Genomic DNA, 16,237 nt, shown 5'->3' with positions numbered 1-16,237 from the left:
TTCCTGCCTTTTTGATATGATTAAAACAAACCGGGAGGCTAAAAAATGCTATCTAAAGAAAAGTTGGAGCGCATTAATATATTGGCTAAAAAGGCCAAAAATGAAGGACTAACAGATAAGGAAAAAGAGGAACAAAAGAAACTGAGGGAGCAATATTTGAACAATGTACGCAGCTCTTTCAAAAATCAGTTTAAAACAATGACTGTCATTGATCCTGCCGGCAATGATGTAACCCCGCAAAAAGTACGTGATCTTCAGGAGAGAAACAAAAAACATTAGAAATGATTTTGAGGATAGACTGTAATTTGGCCGCTAAACGAACAAGGTGAAATTACTTGTTGCAAGAGAAGTTTCATTATAGAATGAATGTGGATACTAGGTTTCCAAATTGAAAGGGGTAATAATGATGTCAAATAATATTGAACAATTCTCAGTTAATACGATACGTACACTGGCTATAGATGCGATTGAAAATGCCAATTCCGGTCACCCGGGACTCCCGATGGGGGCTGCTCCTATGGCATATACATTGTGGACCGACTTTATGAATCATAATCCGAAAAGTTCAAAATGGTTTAATCGAGACAGGTTTGTCCTTTCCGCTGGACACGGATCGATGCTTCTCTATAGCCTTCTTCATCTATCGGGATATAATGTTACAATCGATGATCTTAAGAACTTTCGTCAATGGGATTCAAAAACCCCGGGACATCCCGAAGTGAATCACACGGATGGTGTAGAAGCTACAACTGGACCATTGGGACAAGGAATTGCAATGTCTGTTGGAATGGCGATGGCAGAAGCGCATCTTGCGGCTAAATTTAATAAAGACGACATCGCTGTCGTGGATCATTATACATATGCACTTGTAAGTGATGGAGACTTAATGGAGGGCATTTCCCATGAGGCGGCATCCCTTGCTGGACATTTAGGTCTGGGTAAATTAATTGCATTGTATGACTCAAATGATATCTCACTAGATGGGGAATTGAACCAATCGTTCTCTGATAATACAGATCAGCGCTTCAAGGCTTATGGATGGCAGGTTATCCAAGTGGAAGACGGCAATGATCTAAATGCAATCAGAAGTGCTATCAAGGAAGCGCAGGCAAATACAGACCAGCCGACATTGATCGAAGTGAAGACAATAATTGGATATGGTTCACCTAATAAATCGGCTTCAGCATCCTCACATGGTGCACCACTTGGGCTGGATGAAGTTAAATTGACAAAAGAATTCTATCAATGGACACATGAGGATTTCCACGTTCCGGAAGAGGTCTATGCAGATTTTGATGAAAAAATCGTTAAAAAAGGTGCTGCAAAAGAGGCGGAATGGAATAAATTGCTGAATGATTATAAGGCAAAATATCCAGAGCTAGCCAAAGAATTTGAATTGGCATTGAAGGATGAGCTGCCAGCTGATTGGGAAAAGGATCTTCCTGTATACCAGCCGACAGATAAAGCATTGGCAACACGTGCATCTTCTGGTGAAGTGTTAAATGGGATTGCAAAATCAGTCCCTAATTTCTTTGGGGGAAGTGCAGATTTAGCCGGTTCCAATAAAACAAAGATGAACGGCGAGGACGACTTCTCACGTATCAATTATGCTGGGAGAAATATCTGGTTTGGCGTACGTGAGCATGCGATGGGAGCAGCACTTAACGGTATGGCATTGCATGGTGGATTGAAAGTTTTCGGTGGTACTTTCTTTGTATTCAGCGATTATTTAAGACCATCAATCCGTTTAGCGTCCATTATGAATGTTCCTGTTACCTATGTATTCACACATGATTCAATTGCAGTTGGGGAGGATGGCCCTACCCACGAACCCGTTGAACATCTGGCAGCTTTACGGGCAATTCCTGGATTGTCCCTGATCAGACCTGCTGACGGAAATGAAACACAGGCAGCTTGGAGACTTGCGGTAGAATCAAAAGGCCAGCCTACTGCTTTGGTCTTGACAAGACAGAACCTTCCTAACCTGGAAGGAACAAGTGAGAATGCCTACGAGGGTGTTAAAAAAGGTGCTTATGTGGTAAGTGATTCTGAAAAGGAAACACCGGATGCAATCTTACTTGCAACTGGATCTGAAGTGCAGCTTGCTGTATCATCGCAAAATGCTCTTAAAGAAAAAGGTATTGATGTTCGTGTAGTCAGCATGCCTTCATGGGACCGTTTTGAATTGCAAGACGAAACTTATAAAAATGAAGTTATTCCACCACAAGTGAAAGCTCGTGTAGGAATTGAAATGGCTGCATCATTTGGCTGGGCGCGTTATGTTGGGGATGAAGGTGCTGTTATCGGCATTGACCGCTTCGGTGCTTCTGCAAATGGCGATAAAGTAATTGAAGAATATGGCTTTACTGTAGAAAATGTCGTAAAACATGTAGAAAAAGTTTTAAAATAATATGGTTATCTTTATGACTATTGATGAAATGATTTAATGAGGTGGTTCCCCTTTTGGGAGCCATCTTTTTTTGATAGAGCTATAAATAGATGTATTTTTGTACACATTTATGCAGTTTCGACAAAAATAGTTTTATTTTGCCTTATAATATGACAAGTTTTTGATCCGCCTTTTCTTATAATAGAGTCAAGAGGGAGGATTTAATATGAACGAGTACTCTATCTATTGGATAAAAGAAGAAGTAGCAAACCGTTACTTCCATAAAAGTGACATTCTCATGAGATTCTTAAAAGAATATGAAGCAAATCCTGTCAGAAACGATTTGAAAGCCCAATATCGTTATGTTACTCGGCAAATTTCTTTTCCGCGTATTTATTCCCACTTGAAAAAGCATGCACCAGATAATATTACGGTCTATTCGGTTGGGAAATTGATTTATATATACAGAAAAAACCAATTCATGCTACTTCAGGTGGAAAACGGCATATTGAATTTTCGCTGTCAAAATCTGCAGGAAGCAGTTATGCTGCTTTTCCCGATGCTCTATAGTTCATACCCTAACCTGTTCGTTCAAGGGAAGAACATAAATGATTATGGATGGATCTCTCCGATTACGCAAAAAAATAATGATCGGACTCAGGTATTGTATTCATACAGGTAACCTGATATCCCATAGCAGCAACCTAGGAATATATTTAACCGAATAAAAAGCAGGACTTTTAACCTTCCTGTCGAAATATGTAGACAGGAAGGAGGTATTGATTTGTCGTTTACAAGAGTAGTATATGCCGAAAATACATATGACCTTGAAGAAAAAATGAACAAAGCCATTTTTGATGAAACGAAAAATGGTGTCACATTAAGAGATATTAAGTTCAACTCTGTTTTTCAAGGGGGGAATTTTGGAACGGAAAAAATTAGTAATACTGCTATATTAATATTTGAGCAGCCAGTCATTTAACTGAAACAGAGAAGTAGGACCTCCCTAACCCAGTGTGAAGATTATACTGGGTTATTTTCATGCTGCGTACTGTATTTGCTGGGCTATCTTTTTAACTGCAGATACCATACTTGCAGAGCTTTCATTTTTAATATTATATAACCATTAAATTAAAATACAATCATTGACATAAATGGACTTTGATTAATTTTATAACATTCTTTTCTTAATGGATTGTATTCTTACCGCTAATTTAATATACTGTATAAGAGACAACACGAAGGAGGAAGTTCTAGAAATGAGCACAATTTGGATCGTACTAATTGCTATAGCCGCGTTAATTGTTGGTGTTGCTCTTGGATTTTTTATTGCGAGAAAATATATGATGAATTATTTGAAGAAGAATCCACCAATCAATGAGCAAATGCTTCGGACATTAATGATGCAAATGGGACAAAAACCATCCCAGAAGAAGATCAATCAAATGATGCGTGCAATGAGTAATCAAAACGAGAAGTAACCTTTGATACATAAGGGTTTGAGGGACGTTAACATATATTTCATTCTACATAAAGGTATTTGATTAATATTTCTTAGCCATTATATATCAATTAGGCAATTTTTCTTAAAACCACTTTTTCTGTAAGAGTATAGCAGAATGAAGTGGTTTTTTTATTATATTATTTTCACTTTGATTGTTATGCTCTTCTGAAAAATGAAGAGCAGAAGGAGCATCACATGTTTAGTTGGTTCCATCCTGCTAATATTCTTCTTTTTATCAAATTGAATTGGTTTCTTTTGCGTTTAGTTCTGTTAAAATAGTAAAGGAATGTTAAGGAGGATGAAATTATTATGTCAGAGATAAATATTTTTCTCGCATTTGGAGCGGGGTTCCTATCATTTATTTCGCCTTGTGTATTACCGCTTTACCCGGTATTTTTGTCCTATATTACGGGTATGAGTGTAAGTGAATTAAAAGATGATAATAAAAAAATGAGTAAAAAGGCATTGATACATACGATTTGTTTTCTTTTAGGGTTTTCAAGCATCTTTATAATGATTGGATTCACAACCACCTATATTTCTGGATTCCTGATAACGTATCAGGATATCATCAGACAAATAGGGGCAATCCTGATTATCTTTTTTGGATTGGTAATCGTAGGGGTGCTTAACTTCGATTTTCTGATGAAGGATAGAAAAATTCACTTTAAGAACCGTCCTGCAGGCTTTGTTGGTTCATTCGTTATAGGAATGGCCTTCTCGCTTGGCTGGACACCATGTACTGGTCCGATCTTAGCTATTGTCCTATCATTGGCTGCCACAAATCCGGATTTAGGGATGGTCATGATGATCAGCTACATACTTGGATTCTCTATCCCATTCTTAGTTCTCTCCCTATTTATAGGTAAAATGAAATGGATTAGAAGACACAGTTCGTTGATGGTAAAAATCGGTGGATGGGTAATGATCTTTATGGGAATCGCCCTTTTCTTTGATTGGATGACGAAGCTTACTGCCTTTTTGGCAGGCTGGTTTGGTTTTACAGGATTTTAATGGATTTTTAACAGGTGTTATATTACTATTGAATTAGACATTTGGAGCATAAAGGGGAATTTCTATGTACAAACCAAACAATATGATTTTACAGACGACCACATCTTTAATCGCCTTTATTCTGCTAGGATTTGCAGTTTACCTGCTTCTTGCGGGGCATAACTCACCCGGAGGAGGATTTGTCGGAGGATTGATGACCTCTGGCGCAATATTGTTATTATATATGGCATATGGTATCGAAACCGTAAAAAAAATGCTGCCGGTCAATTATACGATGCTCATCCCAATCGGATTGCTTTTGGCTGTGGGAACCGGTATCGGCTCGTTCATTTTTAATGTACCATTCCTATCACATACTTTCGGTTATTTCACTTTCCCTGTATTTGGTGAAGTGGAACTGGCAACGGCCATGCTATTTGACTTCGGTGTTTATTTTACAGTTGTCGGTGTCATGATGACCATCATTTTGACCATTGCAGATGACCAATAAAAGGGGGAGATTTTAGATGGCAAACATACTTGTTGTTGATGATGCAAAATTTATAAGGACTACACTCACCTCAATGCTTGAAAGCAACGGACATCATGTTGTCGGAGAGGCTGAGAACGGCCAGGAGGCGATTGAATTATATAAAAAGCTGAAACCTGACCTGGTTACGATGGACATTACGATGCCTGTAATGAATGGAATAGAGTCGATTAAAGGCATCAAATCAATAGAGGATAGGGCAACAATCATCGTTTGTTCGGCAATGGGGCAGCAAAAAGTTGTAGTGGAAGCGATTGAAGCAGGAGCCAAAGACTTTATTGTGAAACCATTTGATGAGAATCGGGTTTTAGACACGGTCAATCGAGTACTGAATCGCTAATAGTGAGACATGCTTGATACATATTTATGAGAGAGTGATCCAATATGTTTTTATTAGTGGCAAGCACTATTATTGCAGCATGTATGGCTTCTGCAATGATTGTTGTGCGTTTAAGAGCATCCAAAAAACCAGCTTCAGTCAAGAAGATAATCTTGCCACCTGTTTTTATGAGCACCGGGGCACTGATGTTTGTTTTCCCGGAATTCCATGTTGCCTGGATTCAGGTACTGGAGGCCTTTCTGGTAGGAATGTTTTTTTCGTTATTTCTTATTAAAGCATCGAGATTCGAAGTGCGCGGCAGTGATATTTATTTAAAACCATCAAAGGCATTTCCGGTAATACTGATAAGTTTGCTGGTCGTAAGGCTGATCATTAAATTAATCATCGGCAGTCAGATCAGTGTGGGAGAGACAAGCGGAATGTTCTTTATACTGGCTTTTGGCATGATCATCACTTGGAGATTAGCAATGCTCTATCGATATCTTCAATTAAGAAAGGTGAGCTTCAGTTAATCGATTTTCAGCTGCAGAACCGTCCATGAAATAATCGTCTTCTTCATTCATTGTAGTCTGTGTGGATACAATCAGGAGGATTAAGGCGATTTTTTGGATGGATTTTTAGGCATTACGAAATTGTATATCATGTAAATTTAATAAGACTGTATCACAATTCGTTTTAAACGATTGGCTACAGTCTTATTTTATTTGTATTTGGATCGCCAGTCTTCCATATAATCGGATTTTGACTGATTGAAAAGATGCTCGTAAGGAGAGCTGTCGATCTTCTTCTGCTTAAGCTTCTTCCTGAGGAATTTATGATCTCTTTTCGGTGTAGCAAGAATATAGCCTTCAATTAGAGTAGACTTTGAGATGCTGTTCTGTTCTTTCTTTAACGCAAGCTCTCCAATCTTGCTTGCGATACGGTGTCTTGCCACATCTCTGAACAGTTCAGGTACCGGTGACACCAATTCTTCAAGCAAGGCTTTTTCTTCAGTGTTCCACATATGTATGGTCTGTTCGAAATAATATTCTTCCCAATCCATAACCGATTTTCCATCATCTTTTGGCAGCTTTTTCAGGAATTTGCGAAACATAAAATATCCGCCGATTGCCATAAGGCTGATTAGCAGAAACCCCCAAAGTACAATTATTATTGACATAATTTCACCTGATTCTCTATTAAAATTTGGATAAAATCTTATGAATTTTTGATAATATTATGATAATTAATTTATTTTTTGTTATATTTATAGTAAGATTACTATTAATTATAAGCCTTCTTAGAATCTCTTCTTTAGTAATTATAATGTGACCAAACCATATACACAAGTGTCATATTCTATTCATGATAATCATAGTAGTATAACAACAGTATGGAATAAATAATTCTGGAAGGGGCATAGTTATGGAATTTAATAACAGTGATGATATACCTGCAAAATATGCTAAACATCGTAATAATTTGCGTCATATAGAGAAAGTTGCGGAACTACCCCCAGAAATAATTGAATGGATTGACAAAAACACCGATGCTGCATTTTTACTTGTGGATTCAAAAGGAAAATTGCTGTTTGCAACACCATCCATTGAAAAGATTATGGGATACAAGCCATCCGAACTGATTGGAACATACTGGTATGAGAAGGTGCCAGAAGATGATATTAATTATGTAAGAAATCAAAAAAACGGAGAGAGTACAAATGTGAGCTTTAACGTTCTTAATAACGATGGAAGATATGTAAGACTGGACTGCGCATATGAGCATTATGTAGACGTCAGTGATGATACGGCCTATATATTGGTGCTGTTAAGAGATGTGACATATAAACAGGAGACAGAAGAGATGATGGTTCGATCGGAAAAAATGAATATTGCAGGGCAGCTGGCAGCGGGGATTGCTCATGAAATAAGGAATCCGCTGACTTCATTAAAGGGGTTCCTGCAATTATTACAGGCGGGAGTGAGCCATAAAGAAGAATATTTCAATGTAATGATCGAGGAAATCGATAAAATCGAATCAATTACTTCAGAATTATTGTTTATTTCAAAACCGCTAACCAACAATCGAAAGCAAGAACAAGTAGATAAGATGATAGAAGATGTCATAGTTCTACTAGAGCCCCAGGCAAAGCTAAAAAATATTGAATTAACGTTTGAACGTCCGGTACATGCGGAAATACTTTGTGACCGTTCCCAAATTAAACAAGTATTAATTAATTTAGTGAAAAATGCTATCGAAGCAATGAACTCAGGTGGCAGGATAACATTATCAGTCTACTCTTTTGATGATAGAGTTGAAATATTGGTTGCAGATGAAGGGGAAGGGATTCCCGAGGAAATTCTGCATAAGCTTGGAGAGCCCTTTTTTACTACTAAGCAAAGCGGAACAGGGCTTGGCCTCGTCATCACAAAGCAGATTCTAGATGCACATGATGCTACCCTGAACATCCAGTCTAACTCACTAAAAGGCACGACATTTCAGCTTGCGTTTCCACAAACCATCTAAGAGACTTCAAATGATGATAACTTGTTTTAAGAACCTTTTTATTTTCCGATAAGCAATAGTTATCAATTTACATAATATATTTGTATATAGCTAATAGCAAGAATCATTTGTTTTAAATGATAGAATCCTATATTATTAGTATTGAAGGTCTAATGATTAATTATTGCTTGCAGGTTTTTTGAAAATTGGAAAGAAATACAGTCACAGAAATCCTTTTTTTGATTGATAATGTGACAGACAGAGAAACAAATGAAAGGGGTAACAAACATGACTAGCAACAATGCTTACAATGCTAAAAAACAGTTTGACTTAAACGGCAAGAAGTATAATTACTACCGTTTAAAAAATCTCGAAGAAGCAGGGCTCGGTAAAGTAGGGCGTTTACCGTTCTCTATCCGCGTACTGCTGGAATCTTTACTGCGCCAGCATGATGGACATCAGATTAAGGATGAGCACGTAGAAGCACTTGCAAAATGGGGAACAAAGAAGGGGACGGCTGAAGATGTTCCGTTCAAACCTTCCCGTGTCATTCTGCAGGATTTTACAGGCGTACCAGCCGTTGTTGACCTTGCATCATTAAGAAAGGCAATGGTTGATTTAGGCGGAGAACCAAATAAAATCAATCCGGAGGTTCCGGTTGACCTTGTTATTGACCACTCTGTACAAGTTGACCAATATGGTACAGCAAATGCGCTGAAAGCAAATATGGATTTAGAATTTGAGCGTAATGCAGAGCGTTATGAATTTTTGAACTGGGCGCAGAAAGCATTTGATAATTACCGTGCTGTTCCGCCTGCAACAGGAATCGTCCACCAGGTTAACCTGGAATATCTGGCAAATGTTGTGCACGGGGTGGAAAATGAAGCTGGAGAATATGATGCATATCCGGATACGCTGGTAGGAACTGATTCCCACACTACGATGATCAACGGTCTAGGTGTCCTTGGCTGGGGTGTAGGTGGAATCGAAGCAGAAGCTGGAATGCTTGGTCAGCCATCCTACTTCCCTGCACCGGAAGTTATCGGTGTCAAATTTACAGGAAGCTTTCCAAATGGAACTACAGCTACCGATTTAGCTTTAAAGGTAACCCAGGTACTGCGTGAACAAAATGTAGTAGGGAAATTTGTAGAATATTTTGGTCCAGGGTTACAGGATATGCCACTTGCAGACCGTGCAACTATTTCCAATATGGCACCGGAATACGGAGCAACATGCGGATTTTTCCCTGTTGATGTAGAATCCTTGAACTATCTTCGTTTGACAGGTCGCAGTGAAGATCAAATCAAACTGGTAGAGACATACTGTAAACAAAATGACTTATGGTACTCACCTGATCAAAAAGATCCTGATTATACAAAGGTAATCGAAGTGAACCTTTCAAAGCTTGAACCAAATCTTTCTGGACCAAAGCGTCCTCAAGATCTTATTGCGCTCTCAAATATGAAAAAAGAATTCAACAAGGCGATTACGGCACCTGAAGGAAACCAGGGATTTGGGATGGACAAATCTGAGTTTGACAAGCAGGCTATCGTACAGCATCCGGATGGTAAGACATCATCAATGAAAACGGGCGCGCTTGCTATAGCAGCTATTACATCCTGTACAAACACATCAAATCCATATGTTATGCTCGGTGCAGGCTTAGTAGCGAAAAAGGCTATAGAAAAAGGGCTTAAAGTACCGGATTATGTAAAAACATCGCTGGCTCCAGGCTCCAAAGTTGTTACACGCTACCTGGAAGACGCCGGATTACAGACGTATTTAGATCAGTTAGGCTTCAATCTCGTCGGTTACGGCTGTACAACATGTATCGGCAACTCCGGTCCATTACGTGAAGAGATTGAAAAAGCAATCATGGACAGTGATCTGATCGCTTCTTCTGTTCTATCGGGTAACCGAAATTTTGAAGGACGGATCCATCCGCTTGTTAAAGCCAACTACCTTGCATCACCACCGCTCGTTGTTGCTTATGCTTTAGCCGGTACAGTGGATATCGACTTGACGAAAGAGCCGCTTGGTACAGATAAAGATGGCAATGATGTCTTTATGAATGATATTTGGCCAACAATGGAAGAAATCAAACAGGAAGTCCATAGTGTTGTTACTCCTGAAATCTTCCGTAAAGAATATGAAAATGTTTTTGCTTCCAACGAAAAGTGGAATGAAATCGACACGACAGATGAACCGTTATTTGAGTGGGATCAGGATTCAACGTATATTCAGAATCCACCATTCTTTGAAGGATTGGGTAAAGCAGCGGGTACTGTTGATGCGCTCCATGATTTGCGTGCCATTGGACTGTTTGGGGATTCTGTTACAACAGACCATATTTCTCCAGCCGGGGCAATTGCAAAGGATATGCCTGCAGGGAAATATCTGCAGGAAAAAGGAGTTTCACCAAGGAATTTCAACTCTTATGGATCCCGTCGCGGTAACCATGAAATTATGATGCGCGGTACATTTGCAAACATTCGGATTCGTAACTTGCTGGCACCTGGTACAGAGGGTGGCTATACCACATACTGGCCAACTGGCGAAGTGATGCCAATCTATGATGCAGCAATGAAATATCAACAGGATGGAACAGGTCTTGTTGTAATGGGCGGTAAGGATTACGGAATGGGCTCTTCCCGTGACTGGGCTGCAAAAGGCACAAATCTTTTAGGGATTAAAACAGTTATTGCAGAAAGCTTTGAACGCATTCACCGTTCTAACCTTGTAATGATGGGAGTACTGCCATTACAATTTGAAAAAGGTCAAAATGCTAAAACACTTGGCTTAACTGGTAGAGAAACATTCAATGTTGAAATCGATGAAACGATTTCACCTCGTGATGTAGTGAAAGTAACTGCTATCGACGAATCTGGGAAGACAACTGAATTTAACGCTGTTGCCCGATTCGAAAGCGATGTGGAAATTGATTACTATCGCCATGGTGGAATTCTTCGTATGGTACTTCGTGAGAAAATGAAAGCATAATATGTCATGAAATTGCTCCGGTCTAGTTTACCGGGGCAATTTTTTTGATATTCTGCAATGATTTTCAAATATCGAAACACTATTCTGCAAAAGTGTATAATTTATGAAAACTGAGCCATGTATCTTTACAAACGCCTCTTTAATACATACGATAGGGTGGAATACATTTATCTTAATGAAATGTGCAGCAATGCTATGGGGGAGAAACAGTTGTTTAAAAAGATGTTTGGCTTAATGATACTTATCGTTTTAGCGGGAGTTGTCATTGGCAACTTCATTGAGCAAAAAACCGAGGAACAAGGTGACTCTAAAACAAATATAAATAATGAATCAGGTGATTCTAATGCGGAAGGTGGAGCAATCGCTCCTATAGAGAGTATTGGCATCGAGCCTGGGGAGCCGGCACCTGATTTTGAACTAGAGACCCTGGACGGAGAAGCATTCAGGTTATCAGACCTTCAGGGTAAAAAAGTAATCCTCAACTTCTGGTATACATGGTGTCCGCCCTGTCGTGAAGAAATGCCTGAAATGCAGAAGTTCTACGAGGAATATGGTGATGAGGTGGAAATTGTTGCAGTGAACATGACAGATAAGGAGAAGAATGTACAGGATGTTGCTGACTTTATCGCTGAATTTTCATTTACATATGTGGTTCCACTGGACAGGAAAGCAACCGTATCAGAAGAATATAATATATATGCTGCCCCAACATCCTATTTCATTGGCACAGATGGAATCGTACAGCAGAGCAGGAAAATTGGCCCGATGGACTATGAATTTATGGAAGAGATGCTCCATAAATTGAACTAATGTCGACAGGTAAATACTGATGAACGATAACTGTATTTATTACTTCTGGCTGACTTTTAGAAATACTTAATTATAAATTTTTAATAAAATGGCAATACTTCTTAAAAAAAGGAGTGGATTGCCATTTCTCTTAAAAAGAAGCTTAGTTTTGACGAGTTGGTAGCTGAGAATAGGAAGCAAATATTGCAGGATAGAATGCTCCTGGAAAGAATTGAGAATAACATGGATATGAAGATGCAACAAACAGTTAGAAGAGCAAACGAAAAATAAGAAAGATGCTGCTTCTCCAATACGGGGAGAAACAGCATCTTTCTTTTGATACATGGACTTATAATTCAATCCATGACTTTAACTACTTTTGTATAGGATCTTGATTTTAAGAAAAGATAAACGAATATAAGGAATAGAAAGGAGCGTAATGAATGACAGACAAACCATTTCAGCCAAACCCGGATGATCGCAGTGATAATGCAGAAAAACTGCAAAGTATGGTACAGGACACCATTCAAAATATCGAAAAGTCCCATGATACGCTGCAATCCGCTTCAGGGCAGGAGAAAGAGCAAATTATGGCGAAAAACAAGCAAAGAGAAGAGGCCATTGAAGGATTTCGTGAAGAAATTAAGGATGAATATCGCAACCAGCATGAATAAATTGAAGACAATACCTCAAATCCAGACATGATTTGAGGTATTTTTTTCAGCTTAAGCAGTATTTACGGTTTCCTGCCCATTTTATGATACGATTATGGAAGTAATTAACTAGGGGGAAATGCAAGTGAAGAAAGTACGTACTCCAATTGAAGTAAGATACCAGGAAACAGATCAAATGGGTGTTGTTTATCATGCGAATTATTTGGTCTGGTTTGAAATTGGCCGAACGAAATATATTGAAGAATTGGGATTGAGCTATGCAGGTATAGAGGAAAAAGGAGTTGTCTCACCGGTACTCGACGCACAGCTTTCGTTCAAACAGCCCATTCGTTATGGTGAAGAAGCTTTTGTTGAAACTTGGCTCGAACAATATGATGGAATTCGGACTCAATATGGCTATCAAATTCTGAACTCCAGTGGTGAAACTGCCGTGAGCGGTACTACAAAGCATGCAGTAGTAAAGAAAGATTCATTCCGGCCAATTTCCTTAAGAAGGTCATTTCCAGAATGGCATCAAGCGTATATGAGTCAGATTGAAGGTGATTAAAGATGGCCTTTGGATTAAAGAGAAATGAGTTAGTCGCATGGAAAAGAAATGTGGCGAATGGCAATATTGATTTTTTAACGCATTATTGGCTTGACGACCGTTTCCCGGGATGCAATACAGTTACAAAGGCGGGATGCAGCGATATCGATAAATTGATAGCCTGGGGTGAAACTTATGGCCTGCAGGAACAATGGATTCATAAAGATGAAAAATATCCGCATTATGACTTGTTTGGCGATCTCCAAAAAGAGGTATTGCAAAAGGAAAACAAATGGGACCAACTGGAAAAATTCAAATTATAAAAGGCGTCCAAGGGGGACGCCTTTTCCTTATACATATTTCAAAACAGGTTCTTGCTGCTGTTTATCAAAGTCTATAACCAAATCACTGTCTTCAAAATACCATATATCCGATTCTTCAATATAGAAATGAATGTTTTCTGCTTTTACGGTTGAATGAATGGTCTTTGGATCATCTTTTTTTATTCCGAGAGAAAACCCTGGAATCTTGCCTCCAACTCCTCCATAACGTACAAAAAAACGTAAATATGTGGCGTCTTCAGCATCCAATTCTTCTCTATACCATTTTGCAGCTTCGTTGCTTATCTCCAGTTTCAATTACGACAGCTCCTTTTCTCGTTAGAAAAACTATTTATCATGCTTGGATGTTTTCTCAGGAACGAAATCCACGCCACCAGGATGTAATGGATGGCATTTGCTGATTCGTTTAATCGTTAAATAAGCCCCTTTAATTGCTCCGAATCTCCGGAATGCCACCAGACCGTATTCCGAACATGACGGGTAGAATCTGCATGTTGATGGAGTATATGGACTGATAGCCAACCGGTAAAATTTAATGAGTCCAATAAAGATAAATTTCATTGTTTCTACTCGATTGTGTCGTTCAGCTTATCAAAGCTGATGGATGCAATTGCATCATGCAGATGGATGGATTCTTCATTTCTGCACGAAACCTTAAACCTTGCAACAAAAGGCATTTCATATAAATCAGCAGCCACCAGCCGGACAATATCCTCGACAAATCGAGGATTTTCATAAGCCTGTTCTGTTACCATTTTTTCATCCGGCCGCTTGAGGACTGGATGGAGTCTTGCGCTGGCATTGCTTTCGGCAGCTTCGAGAAGCATTTCTTTCCAATCCGTTTCTTCCTCATTAAAGTTCTCGGTTAAGGTCGCCTCCATGCTTACTTCACCACGCTGATTATGGGCACTATATTCGCTGATTTCTTTTGAACATGGACAAAGTGTAGTAATTTGTCCAGATAACGATACGGTAGCTGTATACCCATCTTCTTGATGATAGGTAACACGAATTCCTGCTTCAGCATGGTTTAAACCTGACAAACCTGAATTCGGCCCCTTTCTTTCGAAGAACCATGGAAAGGAAACGTCTATGGTAGCATCTTTCTGATCAAGACGTTCCGACAATTCTTTAGCAAATGTACTGAGATTTGCCACGTTAACGGCATTCCCTTGTTCATGAAAATGGTTCAGATGTTCCATAAAACGGCTCATGTTGGTTCCTTTACTCGTATTGGACAAGCTGGAGGAGAACTTGAATGTGCCAATACTTGTCTGGAATTCTGGATTTACCTTACTTGTAATGATAACCGGATATTTAACATTCGAAATACCAACAGCATCCAAATGAAATAGAAAGTCTTTTTTAGTATTTTGTATGTCTGCCATTTGATTTTTTTCAATTGGTTTGGTTTTTTCAGCAGGCTGGACAGAACCAAACAATTCATGCCGCTGTTTTTTGGTCGGCAATTGTTTAAGCGGGAGTATTTTAGTTTGCAAGGCAGAGTCCCCTCTCTAACATTAAAATTTCTAATCAGTAGCCTGCATCTTTTGGCTTTTTGACTGACTTTAAGTATACTGAATGCAAGCTAATTATTCAATTTATATAATTACCCTTAAGCGGTTTTACATCCAAGTTATTTTGGGTTCGGTTCCATTTTTGATACGTTTAATATTTTCCTTATGCCGATAAATGACAAAGGCAGTCAGCAGGGAAATAATGATAATAAGTCCAATGTCATGAAAAAAGAATGAAATGAACAGGCTTATAATCCCGGTAATTATCGATGAGAGGGATACATACTTAGATAAATATAACGTTATTAGAAAGGTTGCAATCATCAAGGCAAACAATAGCGGGTATATTCCTAAAATTATCCCTGATGAAGTTGCGACTGCCTTTCCGCCCTTAAATCTGGCGAAAATGGGATATGTATGTCCGACAACGGCTAATAGACCAATAGCAAGTATGTAAACATCTGCATCAAACAGCAGAGGAATCAATGTAGCTGCAGTCCCTTTTAAGATATCTGCAAGGGTCACGATGATACCTGCCTTCATACCGAGTACCCGGAAGGTATTTGTTGCTCCAAGGTTCCCGCTCCCATGTTCCCGTATATCAACTTTGTAACCAGCCTTTCCGACAATTAATGCTGAAGGGATGGATCCTAACAAATAAGCAATGATTCCAAATAAAATATATTCCATCGATTTTCCTACTTTCATGATTAGTAATTTGGATACTTAACATTTTTAAGCGATGTGAAGTTCTATCGTTATTTTAGCACGAACTACTAAGATAAAGAACCAAAATATTAGCCAATCCATTTTACAGGCATTCCCTGGTAAATTGGTTTAATATAAATTATCATAGGGTAGTTTAGAATTAACAGGGAGGAAAGTTATGATTGAATTTAAGAATGTATCTAAAGTATATGCTGATGGTACACAGGCAATAAAAGATTTCTCACTTCAGGTCAAAAGAGGGGAAATCCTAACGCTAATTGGACCAAGCGGCTGCGGAAAAACGACTACGATGAAAATGATCAACCGGCTTATCGAGCCATCATCAGGAGCAATTTACATAGATGATAAAAACATAAAAGATTACAATATACATGAATTGAGATGGAATATCGGCTATGTAC

22 protein-coding genes are annotated in these 16,237 nt (G+C 38.8%); 17 read left to right on the top strand and 5 right to left on the bottom strand.

Annotation, left to right across the window (positions count from 1 at the left end; all coding sequences use genetic code 11):
* Positions 1 to 45 precede the first annotated feature (45 nt).
* The 9 genes from OMHG_RS05825 to OMHG_RS05785 all read left to right on the top strand — a co-directional run bounded on the left by OMHG_RS05825 (position 46) and on the right by OMHG_RS05785 (position 6,288).
* On the top strand, positions 46 to 279 hold the full coding sequence (locus tag OMHG_RS05825) for a DUF896 domain-containing protein (RefSeq protein ID WP_010649159.1): 234 nt from the start codon (positions 46 to 48) through the stop codon (positions 277 to 279).
* Positions 280 to 406: 127 nt separating this feature from the next.
* Positions 407 to 2,410, top strand: coding sequence for a transketolase (gene tkt / locus OMHG_RS05820; RefSeq protein ID WP_010649158.1), 2,004 nt, complete (start codon positions 407 to 409; stop codon positions 2,408 to 2,410).
* A gap of 205 nt (positions 2,411 to 2,615) precedes the next feature.
* Positions 2,616 to 3,071: a sporulation inhibitor of replication protein SirA gene (sirA, locus tag OMHG_RS05815; RefSeq protein ID WP_010649157.1), complete on the top strand. Its 456-nt coding sequence runs from the start codon at positions 2,616 to 2,618 to the stop codon at positions 3,069 to 3,071.
* Positions 3,072 to 3,173: 102 nt separating this feature from the next.
* Positions 3,174 to 3,371, top strand: a complete 198-nt coding sequence (locus OMHG_RS05810; protein ID WP_010649156.1) for a hypothetical protein — start codon at positions 3,174 to 3,176, stop codon at positions 3,369 to 3,371.
* A 277-nt stretch (positions 3,372 to 3,648) separates the two neighbouring features.
* Positions 3,649 to 3,870, top strand: coding sequence for a YneF family protein (locus tag OMHG_RS05805; RefSeq protein ID WP_010649154.1), 222 nt, complete (start codon positions 3,649 to 3,651; stop codon positions 3,868 to 3,870).
* A gap of 332 nt (positions 3,871 to 4,202) precedes the next feature.
* Positions 4,203 to 4,907, top strand: a complete 705-nt coding sequence (locus OMHG_RS05800; RefSeq protein ID WP_010649152.1) for a cytochrome c biogenesis CcdA family protein — start codon at positions 4,203 to 4,205, stop codon at positions 4,905 to 4,907.
* 64 nt (positions 4,908 to 4,971) lie between these two features.
* On the top strand, positions 4,972 to 5,397 hold the full coding sequence (locus OMHG_RS05795) for a Na(+)/H(+) antiporter subunit B (protein ID WP_010649146.1): 426 nt from the start codon (positions 4,972 to 4,974) through the stop codon (positions 5,395 to 5,397).
* A gap of 16 nt (positions 5,398 to 5,413) precedes the next feature.
* Entirely contained in the window at positions 5,414 to 5,776 is a 363-nt protein-coding gene (locus OMHG_RS05790) for a response regulator (protein WP_010649143.1), read from the top strand.
* 44 nt (positions 5,777 to 5,820) lie between these two features.
* Positions 5,821 to 6,288, top strand: a complete 468-nt coding sequence (locus tag OMHG_RS05785) for a CcdC family protein (RefSeq protein WP_010649142.1) — start codon at positions 5,821 to 5,823, stop codon at positions 6,286 to 6,288.
* Between the two features lie 188 nt (positions 6,289 to 6,476).
* Here OMHG_RS05785 and OMHG_RS05780 read toward each other — a convergent pair whose 3' ends face one another.
* Positions 6,477 to 6,935, bottom strand: coding sequence for a DUF2621 family protein (locus tag OMHG_RS05780; RefSeq protein ID WP_044476805.1), 459 nt, complete (start codon positions 6,933 to 6,935; stop codon positions 6,477 to 6,479).
* Between the two features lie 245 nt (positions 6,936 to 7,180).
* Between OMHG_RS05780 and OMHG_RS05775 the strand changes: the two genes are divergently transcribed.
* The 7 genes from OMHG_RS05775 to OMHG_RS05750 all read left to right on the top strand — a co-directional run bounded on the left by OMHG_RS05775 (position 7,181) and on the right by OMHG_RS05750 (position 13,572).
* The gene (locus OMHG_RS05775) at positions 7,181 to 8,281 is read left to right on the top strand and encodes an ATP-binding protein (protein ID WP_010649138.1); all 1,101 of its coding nucleotides are present in this window, start codon (positions 7,181 to 7,183) and stop codon (positions 8,279 to 8,281) included.
* Between the two features lie 267 nt (positions 8,282 to 8,548).
* Positions 8,549 to 11,260: an aconitate hydratase AcnA gene (acnA, locus tag OMHG_RS05770; RefSeq protein WP_010649136.1), complete on the top strand. Its 2,712-nt coding sequence runs from the start codon at positions 8,549 to 8,551 to the stop codon at positions 11,258 to 11,260.
* Between the two features lie 195 nt (positions 11,261 to 11,455).
* Entirely contained in the window at positions 11,456 to 12,070 is a 615-nt protein-coding gene (locus OMHG_RS05765; protein WP_049887936.1) for a TlpA family protein disulfide reductase, read from the top strand.
* 117 nt (positions 12,071 to 12,187) lie between these two features.
* The gene (locus tag OMHG_RS19230; RefSeq protein WP_147629044.1) at positions 12,188 to 12,340 is read left to right on the top strand and encodes an FbpB family small basic protein; all 153 of its coding nucleotides are present in this window, start codon (positions 12,188 to 12,190) and stop codon (positions 12,338 to 12,340) included.
* A gap of 152 nt (positions 12,341 to 12,492) precedes the next feature.
* Entirely contained in the window at positions 12,493 to 12,723 is a 231-nt protein-coding gene (tlp, locus tag OMHG_RS05760) for a small acid-soluble spore protein Tlp (RefSeq protein ID WP_010649129.1), read from the top strand.
* Between the two features lie 124 nt (positions 12,724 to 12,847).
* Positions 12,848 to 13,270: an acyl-CoA thioesterase gene (locus OMHG_RS05755; protein WP_010649124.1), complete on the top strand. Its 423-nt coding sequence runs from the start codon at positions 12,848 to 12,850 to the stop codon at positions 13,268 to 13,270.
* A gap of 2 nt (positions 13,271 to 13,272) precedes the next feature.
* A complete protein-coding gene (locus tag OMHG_RS05750) occupies positions 13,273 to 13,572 on the top strand; it encodes a hypothetical protein (RefSeq protein WP_010649122.1) in 300 nt (99 codons plus the stop codon).
* 27 nt (positions 13,573 to 13,599) lie between these two features.
* Here the strand turns inward: OMHG_RS05750 and OMHG_RS05745 are convergent, their stop codons facing one another.
* The 4 genes from OMHG_RS05745 to plsY all read right to left on the bottom strand — a co-directional run bounded on the left by OMHG_RS05745 (position 13,600) and on the right by plsY (position 15,797).
* A complete protein-coding gene (locus OMHG_RS05745; RefSeq protein ID WP_010649120.1) occupies positions 13,600 to 13,887 on the bottom strand; it encodes a HesB/YadR/YfhF family protein in 288 nt (95 codons plus the stop codon).
* Positions 13,888 to 13,917: 30 nt separating this feature from the next.
* On the bottom strand, positions 13,918 to 14,151 hold the full coding sequence (yidD, locus tag OMHG_RS17790; RefSeq protein ID WP_010649111.1) for a membrane protein insertion efficiency factor YidD: 234 nt from the start codon (positions 14,149 to 14,151) through the stop codon (positions 13,918 to 13,920).
* A 5-nt stretch (positions 14,152 to 14,156) separates the two neighbouring features.
* The gene (gene folE2, locus OMHG_RS05740; protein ID WP_010649109.1) at positions 14,157 to 15,089 is read right to left on the bottom strand and encodes a GTP cyclohydrolase FolE2; all 933 of its coding nucleotides are present in this window, start codon (positions 15,087 to 15,089) and stop codon (positions 14,157 to 14,159) included.
* 126 nt (positions 15,090 to 15,215) lie between these two features.
* The gene (plsY, locus tag OMHG_RS05735) at positions 15,216 to 15,797 is read right to left on the bottom strand and encodes a glycerol-3-phosphate 1-O-acyltransferase PlsY (protein ID WP_010649108.1); all 582 of its coding nucleotides are present in this window, start codon (positions 15,795 to 15,797) and stop codon (positions 15,216 to 15,218) included.
* A gap of 196 nt (positions 15,798 to 15,993) precedes the next feature.
* On the opposite strand from plsY, the gene OMHG_RS05730 reads away from it, so the two are divergent.
* Positions 15,994 to 16,237, top strand: a 244-nt coding sequence (locus tag OMHG_RS05730) for an ATP-binding cassette domain-containing protein (RefSeq protein ID WP_010649105.1), incomplete at its 3' end; no start/stop codon positions are given.

Origin of the sequence: Oceanobacillus massiliensis str. N'diop, assembly GCF_000285495.1 — a bacterium.
In the GTDB taxonomy this organism is placed as follows: Bacteria; Bacillota; Bacilli; order Bacillales; family Amphibacillaceae; genus Oceanobacillus; species Oceanobacillus massiliensis.
This window is presented reverse-complemented; position numbering and strand designations above follow the sequence as displayed.

Bases quoted from the DNA above. Each gene is read 5' to 3' on its own strand.
- OMHG_RS05825 (WP_010649159.1), top strand. From the start codon at position 46: ATGCTATCTAAAGAAAAGTTGGAGCGCATTAATATATTGGCTAAAAAG.
- tkt (WP_010649158.1), top strand. From the start codon at position 407: ATGTCAAATAATATTGAACAATTCTCAGTTAATACGATACGTACACTG.
- sirA (WP_010649157.1), top strand. From the start codon at position 2,616: ATGAACGAGTACTCTATCTATTGGATAAAAGAAGAAGTAGCAAACCGT.
- OMHG_RS05805 (WP_010649154.1), top strand. From the start codon at position 3,649: ATGAGCACAATTTGGATCGTACTAATTGCTATAGCCGCGTTAATTGTT.
- OMHG_RS05800 (WP_010649152.1), top strand. From the start codon at position 4,203: ATGTCAGAGATAAATATTTTTCTCGCATTTGGAGCGGGGTTCCTATCA.
- OMHG_RS05795 (WP_010649146.1), top strand. From the start codon at position 4,972: ATGTACAAACCAAACAATATGATTTTACAGACGACCACATCTTTAATC.
- OMHG_RS05790 (WP_010649143.1), top strand. From the start codon at position 5,414: ATGGCAAACATACTTGTTGTTGATGATGCAAAATTTATAAGGACTACA.
- OMHG_RS05785 (WP_010649142.1), top strand. From the start codon at position 5,821: ATGTTTTTATTAGTGGCAAGCACTATTATTGCAGCATGTATGGCTTCT.
- OMHG_RS05780 (WP_044476805.1), bottom strand. From the start codon at position 6,935: ATGTCAATAATAATTGTACTTTGGGGGTTTCTGCTAATCAGCCTTATG.
- OMHG_RS05775 (WP_010649138.1), top strand. From the start codon at position 7,181: ATGGAATTTAATAACAGTGATGATATACCTGCAAAATATGCTAAACAT.
- acnA (WP_010649136.1), top strand. From the start codon at position 8,549: ATGACTAGCAACAATGCTTACAATGCTAAAAAACAGTTTGACTTAAAC.
- OMHG_RS05765 (WP_049887936.1), top strand. From the start codon at position 11,456: ATGGGGGAGAAACAGTTGTTTAAAAAGATGTTTGGCTTAATGATACTT.
- tlp (WP_010649129.1), top strand. From the start codon at position 12,493: ATGACAGACAAACCATTTCAGCCAAACCCGGATGATCGCAGTGATAAT.
- OMHG_RS05750 (WP_010649122.1), top strand. From the start codon at position 13,273: ATGGCCTTTGGATTAAAGAGAAATGAGTTAGTCGCATGGAAAAGAAAT.
- yidD (WP_010649111.1), bottom strand. From the start codon at position 14,151: ATGAAATTTATCTTTATTGGACTCATTAAATTTTACCGGTTGGCTATC.
- plsY (WP_010649108.1), bottom strand. From the start codon at position 15,797: ATGGAATATATTTTATTTGGAATCATTGCTTATTTGTTAGGATCCATC.